Annotated in this window: 17 protein-coding genes; 7 read left to right on the top strand and 10 right to left on the bottom strand. The window is 61.7% G+C overall.

Annotation, left to right across the window (positions count from 1 at the left end):
* Positions 1-5 precede the first annotated feature (5 nt).
* From EIY71_RS20100 to gloB, 7 genes are all read right to left on the bottom strand, one after another.
* Positions 6-1,616, bottom strand: a complete 1,611-nt coding sequence (locus EIY71_RS20100; RefSeq protein WP_102687407.1) for an ABC transporter ATP-binding protein — start codon at positions 1,614-1,616, stop codon at positions 6-8.
* Position 1,617: 1 nt separating this feature from the next.
* Positions 1,618-2,637 (bottom strand): ABC transporter permease, encoded by a 1,020-nt coding sequence (locus EIY71_RS20095; protein ID WP_085698849.1) that lies wholly within the window; start codon positions 2,635-2,637, stop codon positions 1,618-1,620.
* Between the two features lies 1 nt (position 2,638).
* Positions 2,639-3,712: a microcin C ABC transporter permease YejB gene (locus EIY71_RS20090; protein WP_007956943.1), complete on the bottom strand. Its 1,074-nt coding sequence runs from the start codon at positions 3,710-3,712 to the stop codon at positions 2,639-2,641.
* A 4-nt stretch (positions 3,713-3,716) separates the two neighbouring features.
* On the bottom strand, positions 3,717-5,558 hold the full coding sequence (locus EIY71_RS20085; RefSeq protein WP_085748401.1) for an extracellular solute-binding protein: 1,842 nt from the start codon (positions 5,556-5,558) through the stop codon (positions 3,717-3,719).
* Complete coding sequence (locus EIY71_RS20080; RefSeq protein WP_134022852.1) at positions 5,555-7,387, bottom strand: extracellular solute-binding protein; 1,833 nt, start codon at positions 7,385-7,387, stop codon at positions 5,555-5,557. The genes EIY71_RS20085 and EIY71_RS20080 overlap by 4 nt, the downstream gene beginning before the upstream one ends.
* 177 nt (positions 7,388-7,564) lie before the next feature.
* The gene (locus EIY71_RS20075) at positions 7,565-9,043 is read right to left on the bottom strand and encodes a LysM peptidoglycan-binding domain-containing protein (RefSeq protein WP_134022850.1); all 1,479 of its coding nucleotides are present in this window, start codon (positions 9,041-9,043) and stop codon (positions 7,565-7,567) included.
* A gap of 99 nt (positions 9,044-9,142) precedes the next feature.
* Entirely contained in the window at positions 9,143-9,910 is a 768-nt protein-coding gene (gloB, locus tag EIY71_RS20070) for a hydroxyacylglutathione hydrolase (RefSeq protein ID WP_085748416.1), read from the bottom strand.
* A gap of 65 nt (positions 9,911-9,975) precedes the next feature.
* Here gloB and EIY71_RS20065 point away from each other — a divergent pair, with 65 nt between their 5' ends.
* From EIY71_RS20065 to EIY71_RS20045, 5 genes are all read left to right on the top strand, one after another.
* Positions 9,976-10,734, top strand: a complete 759-nt coding sequence (locus tag EIY71_RS20065; protein WP_102687410.1) for a methyltransferase domain-containing protein — start codon at positions 9,976-9,978, stop codon at positions 10,732-10,734.
* A 91-nt stretch (positions 10,735-10,825) separates the two neighbouring features.
* Positions 10,826-11,287: a ribonuclease HI gene (gene rnhA / locus EIY71_RS20060; RefSeq protein ID WP_003224162.1), complete on the top strand. Its 462-nt coding sequence runs from the start codon at positions 10,826-10,828 to the stop codon at positions 11,285-11,287.
* Positions 11,288-11,370: 83 nt separating this feature from the next.
* Positions 11,371-12,135 (top strand): DNA polymerase III subunit epsilon, encoded by a 765-nt coding sequence (dnaQ, locus tag EIY71_RS20055; protein WP_134022848.1) that lies wholly within the window; start codon positions 11,371-11,373, stop codon positions 12,133-12,135.
* Positions 12,136-12,289: 154 nt separating this feature from the next.
* Positions 12,290-14,545, top strand: coding sequence for an Orn/Lys/Arg decarboxylase N-terminal domain-containing protein (locus EIY71_RS20050; protein ID WP_064382285.1), 2,256 nt, complete (start codon positions 12,290-12,292; stop codon positions 14,543-14,545).
* 14 nt (positions 14,546-14,559) lie between these two features.
* On the top strand, positions 14,560-15,174 hold the full coding sequence (locus tag EIY71_RS20045) for a GNAT family N-acetyltransferase (protein WP_085748397.1): 615 nt from the start codon (positions 14,560-14,562) through the stop codon (positions 15,172-15,174).
* On the opposite strand, the gene EIY71_RS20040 is transcribed toward EIY71_RS20045, so the two are convergent.
* Both EIY71_RS20040 and EIY71_RS20035 read right to left on the bottom strand, forming a co-directional pair.
* Entirely contained in the window at positions 15,140-16,033 is an 894-nt protein-coding gene (locus tag EIY71_RS20040) for a LysR family transcriptional regulator (protein ID WP_085608956.1), read from the bottom strand. The genes EIY71_RS20045 and EIY71_RS20040 overlap by 35 nt on opposite strands.
* Before the next feature lie 85 nt (positions 16,034-16,118).
* On the bottom strand, positions 16,119-16,355 hold the full coding sequence (locus tag EIY71_RS20035) for a hypothetical protein (RefSeq protein WP_007956926.1): 237 nt from the start codon (positions 16,353-16,355) through the stop codon (positions 16,119-16,121).
* A gap of 185 nt (positions 16,356-16,540) precedes the next feature.
* On the opposite strand from EIY71_RS20035, the gene EIY71_RS20030 reads away from it, so the two are divergent.
* The gene (locus EIY71_RS20030; RefSeq protein ID WP_007956924.1) at positions 16,541-17,098 is read left to right on the top strand and encodes an NADPH-dependent FMN reductase; all 558 of its coding nucleotides are present in this window, start codon (positions 16,541-16,543) and stop codon (positions 17,096-17,098) included.
* A gap of 169 nt (positions 17,099-17,267) precedes the next feature.
* Positions 17,268-18,551, top strand: a complete 1,284-nt coding sequence (locus EIY71_RS20020; RefSeq protein WP_134022846.1) for an arsenic transporter — start codon at positions 17,268-17,270, stop codon at positions 18,549-18,551.
* On the opposite strand, the gene EIY71_RS20015 is transcribed toward EIY71_RS20020, so the two are convergent.
* Positions 18,548-19,498: a DUF1853 family protein gene (locus EIY71_RS20015; protein ID WP_134022844.1), complete on the bottom strand. Its 951-nt coding sequence runs from the start codon at positions 19,496-19,498 to the stop codon at positions 18,548-18,550. The two genes, EIY71_RS20020 and EIY71_RS20015, sit on opposite strands and share 4 nt — an antisense overlap.
* Positions 19,499-19,541 lie beyond the last annotated feature (43 nt).

The raw sequence follows: 19,541 nt of genomic DNA, 5'->3' as shown, positions 1-19,541 counted from the left end.
TCAGGTTATTGCGCAGTGGCTGGTGCCAGGAAAGCGGCCTCCAGCAACTGCTGTGTATACGGATGTTGGGGGGCGGCAAAGATACTTTGCGCGTCTCCCTGTTCGACCACTTGGCCATGCTTGACCACCATCAGCTGGTGGCTCAGCGCTTTGACGACAGCCAGGTCATGGCTGATGAACAAATACGTCAGGTTGTACTTGGCTTGCAGTGAACGCAACAGCTCCACCACTTGCCGCTGCACCGTCCGGTCGAGCGCCGAAGTCGGCTCGTCCAGCAGAATCAGCGCCGGCTTGAGCACCAAGGCCCGGGCTATGGCAATTCGCTGCCGTTGCCCACCGGAAAATTCGTGGGGGTAGCGGTGCCGGGTTTCCGGATCCAGACCTACCTCCTTCAATGCCGCAATAATCGCCGCTTCCTGCTCGGCAGCGGTGCCCATCTTGTGGATCCGCAGGCCTTCGCCAACGATGTCATTCACGCACATCCGCGGGCTCAGGCTGCCAAACGGATCCTGAAACACCACCTGCATCTCCCGGCGCAACGGCCGGACTTCGCTTTGCGTCAGGCAGTCTAGCTGCTTGCCTTCAAAACGGATCGCACCTTTGCTGCCGATCAACCGCAGGATCGCCAGACCCAGGGTGGATTTGCCGGAACCGCTTTCCCCCACGATCCCCAGGGTCTGACCCTGAGGCAGGCTGAAATTGATGCCGTCCACTGCCTTGACGTGATCCACCGTGCGCTTGAGCAGGCCTTTCTTGATCGGGAACCAGACTTTCAGATCCTCGACTTCAAGCAGCGGCGCCCCGATTTTATTGCTCGCCGGGCCTCCGCTGGGCTCCGCGCCAAGCAGTTCCCGAGTGTACGGATGCTGCGGCGAACGGAACAGCTCTTCGCACGATGCCTGTTCGACGATGCAACCGCGCTGCATGACACATACACGATGCGCAATTCTTCGCACGAGGTTCAAATCGTGACTGATCAGTAACAGCGCCATGCCCAATCGAGCCTGCAATTCCTTGAGCAGGTCGAGGATTTTCAGCTGAACGGTCACGTCCAGCGCAGTGGTCGGTTCGTCGGCGATCAGCAGTTCCGGCTCGTTGGCCAAGGCCATGGCGATCATCACCCGCTGGCGCTGGCCGCCGGACAATTCGTGGGGCAGGGCCTTGAGGCGCTTGTGCGGCTCGGGGATGCCGACCATCTCCAGCAACTCCAGCGTGCGCTTGGTCGCGACCTTGCCGGTCAGGCCCTTGTGGATGCCCAGCACCTCGTTGATCTGCTTCTCGATCGAGTGCAGCGGGTTGAGCGAGGTCATCGGCTCCTGAAAGATCATCGCGATCCGGTTGCCACGAATGTGACGGATGGTCTTTTCGCCCAGCTCCAGCAGGTTTTGCCCGGAATAATTGATGCTGCCGGCCGGATGCCGCGCCAGCGGATAGGGCAGCAGGCGCAGGATCGAATGCGCCGTCACCGACTTGCCCGAGCCTGACTCGCCGACCAGCGCCAGGGTTTCGCCGCGCTTGATGTCGAAACTCACGCCTTCGACCACCCGTTGCACGCGCTCACCGATGCCGAACTCGACGGCCAGGTCGCGGATTTCGATCAGATTGTCCTGATTCATGTCACTTCCTCGGGTCGAAGGCATCGCGAGCGGACTCGCCGATGAACACCAGCAAACTCAACATCAGCGCCAGCACCGCAAACGCGCTCATGCCCAGCCACGGCGCCTGCAGGTTGGATTTGCCCTGAGCCACCAGCTCACCCAGCGACGGACTGCCGGCCGGCAAGCCGAAACCGAGGAAATCCAGGGCGGTGAGGGTGCCGATGGCGCCGGTCAGGATGAACGGCATGAAGGTCATGGTCGAAACCATGGCGTTGGGCAGAATGTGGCGGAACATGATCGCGCCGTTCTGCATGCCCAGCGCTCTGGCTGCGCGCACGTATTCGAGGTTACGCCCGCGCAGGAACTCGGCGCGCACCACGTCCACCAGGCTCATCCACGAGAACAGCAGCATGATTCCCAGCAGCCACCAGAAGTTCGGCTGGACGAAACTGGCGAGGATGATCAGCAAGTACAACACTGGCAAGCCCGACCAGATCTCCAGAAAGCGCTGGCCGGCCAGATCGACCCAGCCGCCGTAGAAACCCTGCAAGGCGCCGGCAATGACGCCGATAATCGAGCTGAGCACGGTCAGGGTCAGGGCGAACAGCACGGAGATACGGAAGCCGTAGATCACCCGCGCCAGCACATCGCGGCCCTGATCGTCGGTACCCAGCAGGTTGTCCGCCGATGGCGGGGCGGGGGCCGGGACTTTCAGGTCGTAGTTGATGCTCTGGTAGCTGAACGGAATCGGCGCCCACAGCACCCACGCGTCCTTGGCCTTGAGCAGCTCGCGGATGTACGGGCTCTTGTAGTTGGCTTCCAGCGGAAATTCGCCGCCGAAGGTGGTTTCCGGGTAGCGCTTGATCGCCGGGAAATACCAGTTGTTGTCGTAATGCACCACCAGCGGCTTGTCGTTGGCGATCAGCTCGGCGCCGAGGCTCAGGCCGAACAGGATCAGAAACAGCCACAGCGACCACCAGCCACGCTTGTTGGCCTTGAACAGTTCGAAGCGCCGGCGGTTGAGAGGGGACAGGTTCATCTCAATGCTCCCGGCTGGCAAAGTCGATGCGCGGATCGACAAGGGTGTAGGTGAGGTCGCCGATCAGTTTCACCACCAGCCCCAGCAGGGTGAAGATGAACAGGGTGCCGAACACCACCGGGTAATCGCGGTTGATCGCCGCTTCAAAGCTCATCAGGCCGAGGCCATCGAGGGAGAAGATCACTTCCACCAGCAACGAGCCGGTGAAGAAGATGCCGATGAACGCCGACGGGAAACCGGCAATCACCAGCAGCATCGCGTTGCGGAACACATGGCCGTAGAGCACACGGTGGCGGGTCAGGCCCTTGGCCTTGGCGGTGACCACGTATTGCTTGTTGATCTCGTCAAGGAAGCTGTTTTTGGTCAGCAGGGTCATGGTCGCGAAGTTGCCGATCACCAGCGCCGTCACTGGCAGCGCCAGGTGCCAGAAGTAATCGAGAACCTTGCCGCCCAGGCTCAGCTCATCGAAATTGTTCGAGGTCAGGCCGCGTAAAGGAAACCAGTCCAGATAACTGCCGCCGGCAAACACCACGATCAGCAGAATCGCAAACAGGAACGCCGGGATCGCATAACCGACGATGATCGCCGAACTGGTCCAGACGTCGAAATGACTGCCGTGCCGCGTGGCCTTGGCGATCCCCAGCGGAATCGATACCAGGTACATGATCAACGTGCTCCACAATCCGAGCGAGATCGACACCGGCATCTTTTCCTTGATCAGGTCGATGACCTTGGCGTCGCGGAAGAAGCTGTCGCCGAAATCCAGCCGGGCGTAGTTCTTGACCATGATCCACAGACGTTCCGGGGCCGACTTGTCGAACCCGTACATCTTCTCGATTTCCTTGATCAGCGCCGGGTCCAGGCCCTGCGCACCGCGATAGGAGGAGCCGGCCACCGACACTTCGGCACCGCCGCCGGCGATGCGGCTGGTGGCGCCTTCGAAGCCTTCGAGCTTGGCGATCATCTGTTCCACCGGCCCGCCGGGCGCGGCCTGGATGATCACGAAGTTGATCAGCAGAATGCCGAACAGGGTCGGGATGATCAGCAGCAGTCGCCGAAAAATGTACGCCAGCATCTGATTACTCCGTGCCCACAGGGTCGGCTTGCAGTTGGGTTTCGACTTCTACCGCCGGCTTCGCATCGGGTTTGACCCACCAGGTGTTAATGCCGATGTCGTACTTGGGGGAGACTTTCGGGTGGCCGATGTGGTTCCAGTACGCCACGCGCCAGGTCTTGATGTGCCAGTTGGGGATCACGTAGTAGCCCCATTGCAGCACACGGTCGAGGGCACGGGCGTGGGCCACCAGGCTTTTGCGCGAATCGGCGTTGATCAGGTTCTCCACCAGGTGATCGACCACCGGGTCCTTGAGGCCGATCGAATTTCGGCTGCTGGACTTGTCGGCGGCGGCGCTCATCCAGAATTCGCGCTGCTCGTTGCCGGGCGAGTTGGACTGCGGAAAGCTGCCGACCATCATGTCGAAGTCTCGCGAGCGCACGCGATTGACGTATTGCGAGACGTCGACGCGGCGGATCACCAGGTCGATGCCGAGGTCGCTGAGGTTGCGCTTGAACGGCAACAACACGCGTTCGAATTCGGTCTGCGCCAGGAGGAATTCGATGACCACCGGTTTGCCGGTCGCGTCGACCATTTTGTCGTCGACGATTTTCCAGCCAGCCTCTTGCAGCAACTGATACGCCTCGCGCTGTTGCGTGCGGATCATGCCGCTGGCGTCGGTTTTCGGATTTTCGAAGGCTTCGCTGAACACCTGCGCCGGCAGCTGGCTGCGGAACGGATCGAGGATCGCCACCTGTTCTGCATCAGGCAGGCCGGTGGCGGCCATTTCCGAGTTTTCAAAATAACTGCGGGTGCGCGCATAAGCGCCGTTGAACAGTTGCTTGTTGGTCCATTCGAAGTCGAACAGCAGGCCGAGGGCCTGGCGTACCCGCACGTCCTGAAACACCGGGCGGCGCAGATTGAAGACGAAGCCCTGCATGCCGGTCGGGTTGCTGTTGGCAATCTGTTCCTTGATCAGCCGCCCCTCGGTCACTGCCGGCACGTTGTAGGCGTTGGCCCAGTTTTTTGCGGCCATTTCCAGCCAGTAATCGAACTGCCCGGCTTTCAACGCTTCCAGTGCGACGGTGTTGTCGCGGTAATAGTCGGTGGTCATTACGTCGAAGTTGTAGAAACCGCGATTGACCGGCAGATCCTTGCCCCAATAGTCCTTGACCCGCTCGTAACGCACCGAACGCCCGGCCTTCACTTGCGTAACCTTGTACGGGCCGCTGCCCAGCGGGATTTCCAGGTTGCCCTTGTTGAAATCACGCTCGGCCCACCAGTGTTTCGGCAGCACCGGCAACTGACCGAGGATCAGCGGCAGTTCGCGGTTGTTGGTGTGCTTGAACTTGAACAGCACCTTGAGCGGGTCTTCGGCGATCACTTCCTCGACGTCGGCGTAGTAGCCGCGATACATCGGCGCGCCTTCCTTGGTCAGCGTCTGGAAGCTGAACACCACGTCGTCGGCACGTACCGGGTGGCCGTCGTGAAACTTCGCTTCGGGACGCAGGTAGAAGCGCACCCAGCTGTTGTCCGGGGCCTTTTCGATCTTGCTGGCGATCAGGCCGTATTCGGTGAACGGCTCGTCCAGACCCTGTTTGGCCAGGGTGTCGTAGATCAGGCCGATATCGTCCGCCGGCACGCCTTTGCTGATGAACGGATTGAGGCTGTCGAAGCCGCCGAAGCCGGCCTGGCGGAAGATCCCGCCCTTGGGCGCGTCAGGGTTTACATAGTCGAAGTGCTTGAAGTCGGCGGGGTACTTCGGCGGCTCGTTGTACAGGGTCACGGCGTGTTGCGGGGCGGCCAAGGCCAGCCCGGTGAACAACAGACCGCTGGCCTGCACGAGCAGGGCGCGGATAGGCTTCATCGATCTTTCTCCGAAGATTTCAGCCACCACGCGCTCAGGCCCAGGGTGTAGGGCGGCGTGGTGACGAAGGCGAACCGGTTGCGGTACGCCAGACGGTGATAATTGAGGTACCAGTTGGGAATGCTGTAGTGCTGCCAGAGCAGCACGCGGTCCAGCGCCTTGCCGGCGGCGACCTGTTCATCGCGGGTGCGGGCGGCGAGCAGTTGCTCGAGCAGATGATCGACCACCGGGTTGGCGATGCCCGCGTAATTCTTGCTGCCCTTGACCCCGACCTGGCTGGAGTGGAAGTACTGCCACTGTTCCAGCCCCGGGCTGAGGGTCTGGTTGAGGGTCATCAGGATCATGTCGAAATCGAACTGATCCAGACGCTGTTTGTACTGGGCACGATCCACGGTGCGCAGGCGCGCGTCGATGCCGATGCTGTTGAGGTTTTCAATGTACGGCTGGAGGATCCGCTCCAGGTTCGGATTGACCAGCAGCAGCTCGAAACGCAGCGGCTGGCCGGCGGTGTTCTGCAAGCGCTGGCCATTGAGCTTCCAGCCGGCCTCGGCCAGCAGCGCCAGGGCTTTGCGCATTGTTTCCCGGGGTATGCCACGACCGTCGGTTTGGGGCAGCGTGAACGGGTCGGTGAAGAGGCGCGCCGGCAGTTGATCCTTGTACGGCTTGAGCATCAGCCATTCATGGCCGACCGGCAGGCCGACGGCGCTGAATTCGCTGTTGGGATAGTAGCTGGTAGTGCGTTTGTAGGCGTCGCTGAACAGCGCGCGGTTGGTCCATTCGAAGTCGAACATCAGGCCGAGGGCTTCGCGGGTCTTGACGTCAGCGAAGGTCGCGCGCCGGGTGTTCATGAACAGACCCTGACTCTGGGTCGGGATCTGGTGCGGGATCTGCGCCTTGATCACGTCGCCGCGACGGATCGCCGGGAAGTTGTAACCGTTGGCCCAGTTCTTGGCCTGATGCTCGATATAAATGTCGAACTCGCCGGCCTTGAACGCTTCGAAGGCCACATCGCTGTCGCGGTAGAACTCGACTTCCATGCGATCGAAGTTGTATTTGCCGCGGTTGACTGGCAGGTCCTTGCCCCAGTAGTCCTTGACCCGCTCGAAAATCAACTGCCGCCCCGGCGTGACCGAGGTGATGCGGTACGGCCCGCTGCCCAGCGGCGGCTCGAAGGTGGTGGCCTTGAAGTCGCGACCTTTCCAGTAATGCTGGGGCAGTACCGGCAACTCACCCAGACGCAGGATCAGCAACGGATTGCCGCTGCGCTTGAGTACAAAGCGGATGCGCTGCGGGTTGAGGATATCAACCCGCAGCACTTCCTGAAGGGCGGTGCGATATAGCGGATGACCTTCCTTGAGCAGCAGGCGATAGGAGAACGCCACGTCGTACGCGGTAATCGGCGTGCCGTCGTGGAAGCGCGCTTGCGGGCGCAGATTGAACACCACCCAGCTGCGATCTTCGCTGTACTCCACCGATTGGGCGATCAAGCCGTAACTGGACGCCGGTTCGTCACCGGACGGTGCGTATTGCCCGGTGCCGACCATCAGCGGCTCGTTCAGCTCGTTGATGCCGTATTGCAGGAAATTCGCCGTGGTGACCGGGCTGGTGCCCTTGAAGGTGTAGGGGTTGAGCGTATCGAAGGTGCCAAACGCCATCACCCGCAAGGTGCCGCCCTTGGGCGCTTGCGGGTTGACCCAGTCGAAGTGGGTAAATCTGGCCGGGTACTTGAGCGTGCCGAACTGCGCATAACCGTGGCTTTCGGTGATCGCCGCGCTGACGGGGGAGCTCAAGGCCAGGCTGATCAGGAGCAGGAGGAGGGGACGCTTCAAGTCAGATCCGATCCAGGCGGCTTGGGCTTTGTGGGCCGTACAGTAACAGCTTGTATGGACAGGAAAAAGACAGGTGCTTAATGCGCGGTTAATTGTGGGGGCTGTCTGCGCCGATCTATGGAAATATCAAAAAAATGACAGGCGAAAAAAAGCCCCTGAAATTTCAGGGGCTCTTTGTCAGTGCGGCTGGTAGACCGTGAGCATCTGCCCAGGCTTGAGCGCCTTGCCGGCGCCCGGATTCCAGCGCTTGAGGTGTTGCATCTCGACGTTGAAGCGCTTGGCCACCACGTACAGCGTGTCGCCGCGTTTGACCTTGTACTGGGTCTGCTGCTTGCTGTCGTCCTGGGCTTTAGCTTTGCTGCTGGTCTTGCTGTTGGCAGCGACGACCGTATTGATGCGCCCGCCATTCTTGCGGGTCGGCGTGCGCTGGGTAGTGTCGCGCATGACCAGGGTCTGGCCGACCTTGAGGTTCTTGCCGGTCAGCTTGTTCCAGCGTTGCAGGTCCTTGACCTCGACCTTGTTGGCCTTGGCGATGGAGCCGAGGTTGTCGCCACGCTTGACCCGATAAGCGCGCTTGGCCTGTGCGATCTCGCTCGGATCGGCGCCTTCGAACACCGGTTTCAGCGAACGCGGGCTGATCAGCTCTTCAGGACGCATGGTCTGCAGGCTGGCAGTCAGCAGCTGCACCTTCGAGGTCGGCACCAGCAGGTGCTGCGGGCCGTCGATGGTGGTGCGCTGCTTGAACGCCGGGTTGAGCTGGAACAGCTCGTCTTCGTCGATGTTGGCCGCCGCTGCGACCTTGGACAGGTCCATGCGCTGGTTGATTTCGACGACCTGGAAATACGGTTCGTTGGCGATCGGGTTGAGGTTCACGCCATAGGCTTCAGGCGTCAGTACCACTTGCGAGAGCGCCAGCAGTTTCGGCACGTAAGCCTGGGTTTCCGCCGGCAGCGGCAGGTTCCAGTAGTCGGTCGGCAGGCCGAGCTTTTCGTTGCGCTCGATAGCGCGGCTGACCGTGCCTTCACCGGCGTTGTACGCGGCCAGGGCCAGCAGCCAGTCACCGTTGAACATGTCGTGCAGGCGGGTCAGGTAGTCCATCGCTGCCGTGGTCGAGGCAGTAATGTCGCGACGGCCATCGTAGAAACGGGTCTGGCGCAGGTTGAAGTAGCGCCCGGTGGACGGGATGAACTGCCAGAGGCCCACTGCGTCGGCCCGGGAATAGGCCATCGGGTTGTAGGCGCTTTCGATGACCGGCAGCAGCGCCAGCTCCAGCGGCATGTTGCGTTCTTCGAGGCGCTCGACGATGTAATGAATGTAGAGGCTGCCGCGTTCGCCGGCGTTCTCGAGGAAGGAAGGGTTACTGGCGAACCACAGGCGCTGTTGCTCGATGCGCGGGTTCACGCCCAGACCTTCCTGCAGCTGGAAACCACTGCGCATGCGCTCCCAGATGTCCTGAGGCACCTGCGGGCTGGGCTTTTCGGACAACCAGATAGGCTTCTGCTTGGCTCGCGCAGCAATGTTCGGCGTATGTGTCGCTTCAGTCTGCGGAGCGTGGCTGGAACAGCCCGCCAGTGTGGCGGACACAGCCACCGCGATGGCTTGCGCCAGGCGGGTCAAAGCATCTGAATTGACGGACTTACGTATGGATGACGACATTGGCTGGAAGTAAGTTCCGGGCAAAAATGTCGGGCGATTCTAGAAAGCGCACCCCCTGCGGTCAACCATTCAGAATTTTTGTACCAAGCGGTGAGCCACTTAGAACGTATCTTTCCATGCCCGCAGAGCCGCAAAAACCTCACTCGGCGCCCGGTTTTGAGGGCCGTTCCGTTCGTCCACTTTTTGTGTAACTAATATTTCACCGGTGCGCAAAAAGGGGTTTGTGAGCTTTTCCAGCGCGAGAGTCGAGGGCAGGGTCATCACACCGTTGTCACGTTGCTGGCTGACCTTTTCCAGACGGGCGGCGATGTCCCGGTTGCCCGGCTCCACGGCGGCGGCAAATTTCAGGTTGCTCAGGGTGTATTCGTGGGTGCAGTAGACCAGCGTGTCTTCCGGCAGCGCCGCCAGACGGCTCAACGACTGGTGCATCTGTTGCGGCGTGCCTTCGAACAGGCGGCCGCAACCGGCAGCGAACAGGGTGTCGCCACAGAACAGCAGGCCATGATGGTAGTAGGCGATGTGTCCCAGGGTGTGGCCAGGCACGGCGTAGACGTCGAAGTCCCAGCCGAGCACGCGCACCGTGTCGTTGTCCTTGAGGGCCACGTCACGCCCCGGGATGCTTTCGCTGGCCGGCCCGTAGACCGTGGCGCCGGTAGCCTTTTTCAGCGTCTCGACGCCGCCGACATGGTCGTGGTGATGGTGGGTGATGAGGATGTCGCCGAGCACCCAGCCCGGATGCGCGTCGAGCCACGCCTGCACGGGGGCGGCATCCCCCGGATCGACCACTGCGCAACGCTGGGTGGCATGATCCTGTAACAACCAGATGTAGTTGTCGGTGAAGGCGGGCAGGGCACTGATCTGTATCATCGTCGAATTCGCCAAGCGGGTAACATTGGCGCATCTTAGAGGTTCCTGGCGTGTTGGAGAATGCAATGATCGATAAAGCGTTCGCTCAGGCCGATCCTGACTGGCTCGCGCTGATCGGTGCAGCCCGTGAATGGCTGTCCGGCCCCCTCGGGCAATTTCTGCTGGACGAAGAACGGCGCATGCTCGAAGACGAGCTGGGCCGATTCTTCGGCGGCTATCTGGTGCATTACGGCCCGTCCGCCGAAACACCGCCGTCGGCGCCGCAGGTGCAGCGCAACGTGCGGCTTGGCGCGCCGTTGCCGGGCGTGGAGATCGTCTGCGAAGAACAGGCCTGGCCGTTGAGCGAGCACGCCGCCGACGTGGTGGTGTTGCAGCACGGCCTGGATTTCTGCCTGTCGCCCCACGGACTTTTGCGCGAAGCGGCCAGCAGCGTGCGCCCCGGCGGGCATCTGCTGATCGTCGGCATCAACCCCTGGAGTACCTGGGGGCTGCGCCATGTATTCGCCCATGACGCTTTGCGTCAGGCGCGCTGCATCTCGCCGTCACGGGTGGCGGACTGGCTCAACCTGCTGGGCTTCGCGCTGGAGAAACGCCGCTTCGGGTGCTATCGTCCGCCGCTCGCGTCACCCAAGTGGCAGGCCCGTCTGGCCGGCTGGGAACGCAAGGCTGGCGACTGGCAACTGTCGGGCGGCGGCTTCTATCTGCTGGTTGCGCGCAAGATCGTGGTCGGCCTGCGTCCGGTGCGTCAGGAACGCCGCGAGCCGATGGGCAAGCTGATTCCGCTGCCGATGGCCAAGGTCAACCGCCGGCGCGTCGAACCGTAAACCTTCTTTTATTTATGGCCGGGTGTATCCCGGCCTCGGCCATTGTCGATCCGTGATCGGCGAGGCCACGTATTTTTCTGGAAAGACTGGCATGAGCGAAAGCGTCGATAGCGTAGAACTGTTCACTGACGGCGCCTGCAAGGGCAACCCCGGCCCGGGCGGCTGGGGCGCCCTGTTGGTGTGCAAGGGCGTTGAAAAGGAACTGTGGGGCGGCGAAGCCAACACCACCAACAACCGCATGGAGCTGCTTGGCGCAATTCGCGGCCTGGAAGCCCTCAAGCGTCCGTGCGAAGTGCTGCTGGTGACCGACTCGCAATATGTGATGAAAGGCATCAACGAGTGGATGGCCAACTGGAAGAAGCGCGGCTGGAAAACCGCCGCCAAGGAGCCAGTGAAAAACGCCGACCTGTGGAAAGAGCTCGACGAGCAGGTCAACCGCCACAAGGTCACCTGGAAATGGGTCCGCGGTCACATCGGCCACCACGGCAACGAACGCGCCGACCAGCTGGCCAACCGTGGGGTGGATGAGGTTCGCGGTTACAAGCAGAGCTGAATCCTTCCCACTGAAACACTCCCGGCGAGCGTGTTAACATCGCCGCTTTTGCACGATTGACCCCCGTTGAGAGCTGAACACTGATGGCCACCAGATCCGTTGTACTCGATACCGAAACCACCGGCATGCCGGTGACCGACGGCCACCGGATTATCGAAATCGGTTGTGTCGAGCTGATCGGTCGACGCCTGACGGGCCGACACTTTCACGTTTACCTGCAACCGGATCGCGAGAGTGATGAAGGCGCGATTGCCGTTCACGGCATCACCAATGAATTCCTGGTCGGCAAGCCGCGTTTCGCCGAAGTGGCCGACGAGTTCTTCGAGTTTATCAACGGCGCGCAGCTGATCATCCATAACGCGGCGTTCGACGTTGGCTTCATCAACAACGAATTCGCGCTGATGGGCCAGCAGGATCGCGCGGACATCACGCAGCACTGCACGATCCTCGACACCCTGATGATGGCCCGGGAACGTCACCCGGGTCAGCGCAACAGCCTCGATGCCCTGTGCAAACGCTACGGCGTCGACAACTCCGGCCGTGAGCTGCACGGCGCATTGCTCGACTCGGAAATTCTCGCCGACGTCTACCTGACCATGACCGGTGGCCAGACCAGCCTGTCGCTGGCCGGCAACGCCTCCGACGGCAATGGCACGGGCGAGGGCGCTGACAACTCCGCCACCGAAATCCGCCGTCTGCCGGCGGATCGCAAACCGGGGCGAATCATTCGCGCCACCGAAGCCGAGCTGGCCGAACATCAGGTGCGTCTGGAAATCATCGCCAAGTCGGCCGGCGCCCCGGCGCTGTGGACCCAGCTGCTGGAAGCTGAAGCTGAAGCTGAAGCGTAAGGCACTAAAGGATCGTCCGAACACCAAGCCATGTGCGGGCGATCCTTTGTTTTTGGCAGTACTGACAACTGGCCACCCTCGCCACATCCGCTCCGACCCTCTACCCTGAGGACATTGGCAGATCACTCTCCGCCGCCTCAGGACACTGAGCCCCATGTACAAAGATTTGAAGTTCCCGGTGCTGATCGTCCACCGCGACATCAAGGCCGACACGGTTGCCGGTGACCGCATTCGCGGAATCGCCCGAGAGCTGGAGCTGGAAGGTTTCAGTATCGTTTCGGCCACGGACTACACCGAAGGCCGGCTGGTGGCGTCAACCCACCATGGTCTGGCGTGCATGCTGATCGCCGCCGAAGACGCCAGCACCAACTCCCACCTGTTGCAGAACATGGCCGAACTGATCGGTCTGGCCCGGGTGCGGGCGCCGGATCTGCCGATCTTTGCCCTTGGCGAGCAAGTCACCCTGGAAAACGCCCCGGCCGATGCCATGGCCGAGCTCAACCAGTTGCGCGGCATTCTCTACCTGTTCGAAGACACCGTGCCGTTTCTCGCCCGGCAAGTGGCGCGGGCGGCGCGCAAATACCTGGACGGGCTGTTGCCGCCATTCTTCAAGGCGCTGGTGCAGCATACGGCCGATTCCAATTATTCCTGGCACACCCCCGGTCATGGCGGTGGTGTGGCGTATCACAAGAGTCCGGTGGGGCAGGCGTTTCACCAGTTCTTCGGGGAAAACACCCTGCGCTCCGATTTATCGGTGTCGGTGCCGGAGCTGGGTTCCTTGCTCGACCACACCGGGCCACTCGCCGAGGCGGAAGCGCGAGCCGCGCGCAATTTCGGCGCCGATCACACCTTTTTCGTGATCAATGGCACCTCGACCGCCAACAAGATCGTCTGGCATTCGATGGTCGGGCGCGATGATCTGGTGCTGGTGGATCGCAACTGTCACAAGTCGGTGTTGCACGCGATCATCATGACCGGCGCGATTCCACTGTACCTGTGCCCGGAGCGCAATGAGCTGGGGATCATTGGTCCGATTCCGCTCAGTGAATTCAGTCGCGAATCGATTCAGGCCAAGATCGATGCCAGCCCGCTGACCAAGGGCCGCGAGCCGAAAGTCAAACTGGCGGTGATCACCAACTCGACCTACGACGGCCTCTGTTACAACGCCGAGCTGATCAAGCAGAGTCTGGGCAACAGCGTCGAAGTCCTGCATTTCGACGAAGCCTGGTACGCCTATGCGGCGTTTCACGAATTCTTTGCCGGCCGTTACGGCATGGCCACCTCGCGCAGCGAGGACAGTCCGCTGGTGTTCACCACCCATTCCACCCACAAGCTGCTGGCGGCGTTCAGTCAGGCTTCGATGATTCATGTGCAGGACGGCGGCGCGCGGCAATTGGATCGCGACCGGTTCAACGAAGCGTTCATGATGCACATTTCGACGTCGCCGCAGTACAGCATCATCGCCTCGCTGGACGTGGCGTCGGCGATGATGGAAGGACCGGCCGGCCGCTCGCTGCTACAGGAAACCTTCGACGAAGCCCTGAGTTTTCGCCGGGCGCTGGCCAATCTGCGTCAGCACATCGCCGCTGACGATTGGTGGTTCTCGATCTGGCAGCCACCGGGCGTCGAAGGCATCGACCGGGTGCAGACCGAGGACTGGCTGCTGCAACCGGATGCGGACTGGCACGGGTTCGGCGAGGTCAGCGACGACTACGTGCTGCTCGACCCGATCAAGGTCACCTTGGTCATGCCGGGCCTGACCGCCGGGGGCGCTTTGAGCGACAAGGGCATTCCTGCGGCAGTGGTCAGCCGTTTCCTTTGGGAGCGCGGGCTGGTGGTGGAGAAAACCGGCCTGTATTCATTTCTGGTGCTGTTCTCCATGGGCATCACCAAAGGCAAGTGGAGCACGCTGTTGACCGAACTGCTGGAGTTCAAGCGCAGCTACGACGCCAACGTCAGCCTCGATACCTGCCTCAAGTGCGTCGCCCAGGAAGATCCTGTGCGCTATCGCGGCATGGGCCTGCGCGATCTGTGCGATCAGCTCCACGCCTGCTACCGCAGCAACGCCACCGCCAGACACCTCAAGCGCATGTACACCGTGCTGCCGGAAATCGCCATGAAACCGGCCCACGCCTACGACCAACTGGTGCGCGGCGAAGTCGAGGCGGTGCCGATCGATGAGCTGGAAGGCCGGGTCGCAGCGGTGATGCTGGTGCCGTACCCGCCGGGCATTCCGCTGATCATGCCCGGCGAACGTTTTACCGAATCCACGCGCTCGATCATCGAATACCTCAGGTTTGCCCGCACGTTCGACACAACGTTTCCGGGGTTCGTAGTCGATGTGCACGGTCTGCAACACGAAGATGAGGGCAATGGGCGGCACTACACCGTCGATTGCGTCAAGGAATGAGGGCTTTTCCGAGTATGCAACCGGTCATGAATCCGAAATACCCAGGGCTGTCGGTGCGGGTCGCCGACGACAGTTTTGCCGAATATATCTGGGGCAGCGATTTCAGTTTCGAGGTGGCCGCCTACGGCGCGGCCGAAATCGGCAAGCCTGTGGCGCAATGGGCCGTGACCGCCATCGTGCCGTATCGCAAGTGCTACGGCATCGATCCGGAGGAGTTCAGCAGTTTTCGCGACGCCGCCGACAGCGCGATCTTCATGGCGTATCTGGAGGACGAGCCGGTCGGTCATCTGGTGATCAGCACCAACTGGAACGGCTTCGCCCATATCGATGAACTGGCGGTGCACGCCCCGGCGCGGCGCCATGGTGTGGCCAAGGCCTTGCTCGACGTGGCGCAGTTCTGGAGCCGCAAGAAAAAGCTGCCGGGAATCATGCTGGAAACCCAGAACAACAACCTCGGCGCCTGCCGTCTGTATGAGCGTTGTGGCTATGTGATCGGCGGCATCGACCACCTGCGCTATCGCGGCATCGATCCGAACACCGCCGAAGTGGCGTTGTTCTGGTATCGATTGTTCGATAACCCGCTGGAACATCCGATCAGTTCGCCAGCATCGCCTCGGCTTGTTCCGTGACGATCCCGAGCAGCGTCTGAATCGCCGCTGACGGCGTGGCGTGTTTGAAGGTCAGGGCATACAGGCTGATCGGCACCGCCGGCGACAGCGGGCAAACATCGAGACCGCCCGCCCGTGCACCGAGGGCGGTGAACGGGTCGACGATCGCCAGGCCTTCGCCGGCCTCGACCATGCTGCGCATCATCTGGTGGGTCTGCACCCGGGTCTGGATGGTCGGCGCCGGGCGCAGGGCCTGAAGCTTGTTTTCCAGGGCCGGGCTCAACGGGTCCTGACCTTCGAGGCCGACCATCGCCTGACCGGCCAGATCCTGCAGGGAAATGTACTTCTGCTTCGGTTGCAGCCAGCCGTGGGGCGCGAGCAACTGCAATTTGCCTTGGGCCAGCGGCTGGCAATCAATGTCGGGATGTTGTGGGTCGTGCAGGCTCAGGCCCAGATCGCTGTCGCGCAGCAGCAGGTGGCGGACGATGTCGCGGGTCGGTTCACTGAGCAGGGTGCAGGGCACGTCGGGCAGGCGCCGGCGCAGGGCGGCGAGGCTTTGCGGCAGCAGTTGCTGGGCCAGCGGCGGGGTGCCGATGATCCGCAGGGGTGGGGCGAGGTATTGCTTGAGACTGCTGGCCAGCCGTTGCACCGGTTCCAGCGCTTCATAGATGTGGCCGATCTCGACTTGCAGCGCCCGGGCCTCCGGGGTTGGCTGAAGTCGTCCGCGTACGCTGGCGAACAGCATGAACCCGAGCTGACTCTCGGCTTCGCGCAAACGCTCCTCGACCTCGGGCGCCGCTAGTTGCAGCCATTCGGCGGCGGTGCCCACGTGACCGGTCTGCAAAAGCGCCTGAATCACCTCGATATGACGTAAACGCATGCGTGAAGTCCATGTCCGGCCGTTGGGGTCAGTGGCTGAATCCTACCCCAACTCGGCGCGGATGACTTCTGCTCATAACGATCGGTTATGAAGCGACCGATGGCTCGGGTTCGCGGATCAGGGTGATGCCCGACTGAACCAGCAGAAACTCGTTGTCGTCGATCTTGTTGACGCGGTCGCCAATCGCCAGTTTGTAGGTGGTAACGGGCTCCGTGCCGGTGAAACCGTCTGCCGACGGGTTGGATTCCTGGAACTCATGCACGGAATAAACGCGGCCTTCCGCATCTCTTGCATGGAACTGACCGACGAGTACTGCTGCCATCTGCTTAGAACCTCTGGAGATAAAACGCTTGATTTGCGGCTTGGTAGACCTTCATCGAGCTTGGTAAGTTTTCCTACAGGAAAAAAATAATCCAGACGCGGGAAATAACCTTCGGCGTCTGGTGAAATCGTCACCGGATCATCTATAACTAGTGGCTCCTCCCACGGACAGTCGAGAGTCTTCCAATGAGCAATGTCTATAACGTCGCAGTAGTGGTCGGCAGCCTGCGCAAGGCGTCCATCAACCGCAAGGTCGCCCTGGCGCTGGCGGAACTGGCACCGGCCAACCTCAAGCTGAACATTGTCGAAATTGGCGATCTGCCACTCTACAACGAAGACATCGACGGCGATTCACCGCCGGCAGCCTACAGCACTTTCCGGCAAAAAGTGGGTTCATCCGACGCTCTGCTGTTTGTCACCCCGGAGTACAACCGCTCGGTGCCGGCGCCTTTGAAGAACGCGATCGATGTCGGTTCGCGGCCATATGGCAAGAGTGTCTGGAGCGGCAAACCGGGGGCGGTGATCAGCGTTTCGCCGGGTGCCATCGGCGGTTTCGGTGCCAACCAGCATCTGCGTCAGTCCTTCGTTTTCCTCAACGTGCCTTGCATGCAGCAGCCGGAAGCCTACCTGGGCGGCGCGGGCACGGCGTTCGACGAGGCGGGCAAACTGAACGAGTCGGTGAAGCCGTTTCTGCAAAGTTTCATCAATGCCTTTGGTGAGTGGGTGGCGCAGCACAAGAAGTGATCCACTGATTTTTCTGACAAGATATCGACCCTGTGGGAGCGAGCCTGCTCGCGATGGCGGTGTATCAGCTGGCACATCAGTTGAATGACACATCGCAATCGCGAGCAGGCTCGCTCCCACAGGTTTTTGTTGTGGCTTGTTTTCTTAACCTGACTGAAGGCTGTCGCGAATGCTCGCTGCGTCACTGATTTTCCTGCTGACCATTACCCTGGTGATCTGGCAACCCAAAGGCCTCGGGGTCGGCTGGAGTGCAACGTTCGGCGCCATCATTGCGCTGATTTTCGGCGTGGTGCACCTGAGCGATATCCCGCTGGTGTGGCAAATCATCTGGAACGCCACCGGCACGTTCGTGGCGCTGATCATCATCAGTCTGCTGCTCGACGAAGCGGGATTCTTCGCCTGGGCCGCCTTGCACGTAGCGCGCTGGGGGCGGGGCAGCGGGCGCAAGCTGTTTGCTTTTATGGTGCTGCTCGGCGCGCTGGTGTCGGCGCTGTTCGCCAATGACGGCGCAGCGCTGATCCTCACGCCGATCGTGATTTCCATGCTGCTGGCCCTGCGCTTTTCCCCGGCGGCGACTCTGGCGTTCGTCATGGGCGCGGGGTTCATTGCCGACACCGCGAGCCTGCCGCTGGTGGTGTCGAACCTGGTGAACATCGTCTCGGCCGACTTTTTCCACATCGGTTTTAACCGCTATGCGGCGGTGATGGTGCCGGTCAACTTCGTCAGCGTCGCCGCCACGCTGGGCATGCTGCTGTGGTTCTTCCGCCGTGATATTCCCAAGGCTTACGACCCGGAACAGCTTGAACACCCGGAAACCGCCATCCACGACAAAGCCACGTTCTACGCCGGTTGGGCGGTGTTGGTGATTTTGTTGATCGGCTGTTTCGCGCTGGAACCGCTGGGGATTCCGATCAGCGCGATCTCGGCGGTGTGCGCGGCGCTGTTGCTGGCGATTGCCGCGCGCGGGCACAAGATCTCCACGCGCAAGGTGATGAAAGAGGCGCCGTGGCAGATCGTGATTTTCTCGCTGGGCATGTACCTGGTGGTCTACGGGCTGCGCAATGCCGGGCTCACCGACTATCTGGCCGGGTGGCTCGATGTGTTTGCCGGTCATGGTGTGTGGGGCGCGGCGATGGGCACCGGGGTGTTGACGGCGTTGTTGTCTTCGATCATGAACAACCTGCCGACGGTGCTGGTCGGCTTGCTGTCGATCGATGCCAGCCAGGCCACGGGTGTGGTGAAGGAAGCGATGATTTACGCCAACGTGATCGGCAGCGACCTGGGGCCGAAAATCACCCCGATCGGCAGTCTCGCGACCTTGCTCTGGCTGCATGTGCTGGAGCGCAAGAACATCCGGATCGGCTGGGGGTATTACTTCAAGGTCGGGATCGTGCTGACGGTGCCGGTGTTGTTGGTGACGCTGGCCGCACTGGCGGTGCGGTTGTCGGTTTAATTCTGCCCCGGCACGTTCGGCCACAGGTCCGACACCAGAAACAGCCGCTCGGCTTCTTCCCATTCGCCCCGGGCGTTTTCGGTCAGGCGCACCATCAGTTGCGCCGGGGCCAGTGGTTCGAGTTCATCGAGCCAGGCCTGCAAATGGCCGTTGCTCCAGGTCTGGTCCGCCGGGTAGTGCGCCGGCGCCAGCCAGGCGTGGCGGGGCAGGGGTTGCCAGCGTCCGTCCGGGCGCTGGGCGACAAACGCCGGCCAGTCTTTCTGATGCAGCCAACTGCCACGCAAATGCTGCGGGTGGGCGCCGCTGGGCGGCACGGACTGACCGGGCCACGGATACAGCAAGTATCCGCCCAGCCACAGTTGCGCGCTGAACGACCTGACATCCAGCGCCGCCAGCACTTCGCGGCTTTCCGGGCGCGCGGAGATCGGCAGCTGATGTTCGCTCAGGTGCGCCAGTTTGCGATCCAGTCGATCATGACAGCCCGGCCCCAGCCACGACGCCGGATCATGACCGTCGCCGTTCTGCGGGCCGAGGTAGAGCTTGATGGCCAGTTCCAGGTGGTGCACGCCGTCGCGATCGCGCAGCAGCATGTCCAGCTCGCCGAGGGTGTGGCCTTCGCGGCGGATCGGCAGGTTGGCGGCGATCAGTTCGATGCCCGGCGCGTGTTTCACCGCAAATTGCCACAACCGCTCGTAATACAGGCCCAGGCGCCGGGTGCGGGCCTGGGACAGCCAGTGCAGCAGGCCGTAACTGTCGCGGTCGAGCTGGCGCAACCAGTGTTCCAGGCGTTCGGGGTCGCTGACCCAGTCGCTGCCCGCCAGCGGATGGCGCTGCGGCCATGGGGTTGCGGCGAGCATCGGCGGGGCGAGGATCACCCACGCCAGATCGCGCACCTCGGGGTGGCGTAACTGGTGGGGCAGCTGAAGCAAATCGGAAAATAGGATCATCTTGCGAGCATAGCCTCAAACACAGGCGCATCCTCGGGGGTGA

Source organism: Pseudomonas sp. CH235 (genome assembly GCF_004368175.1).
Classification (GTDB): Bacteria; Pseudomonadota; Gammaproteobacteria; order Pseudomonadales; family Pseudomonadaceae; genus Aquipseudomonas; species Aquipseudomonas paraglycinae.
This window is presented reverse-complemented; position numbering and strand designations above follow the sequence as displayed.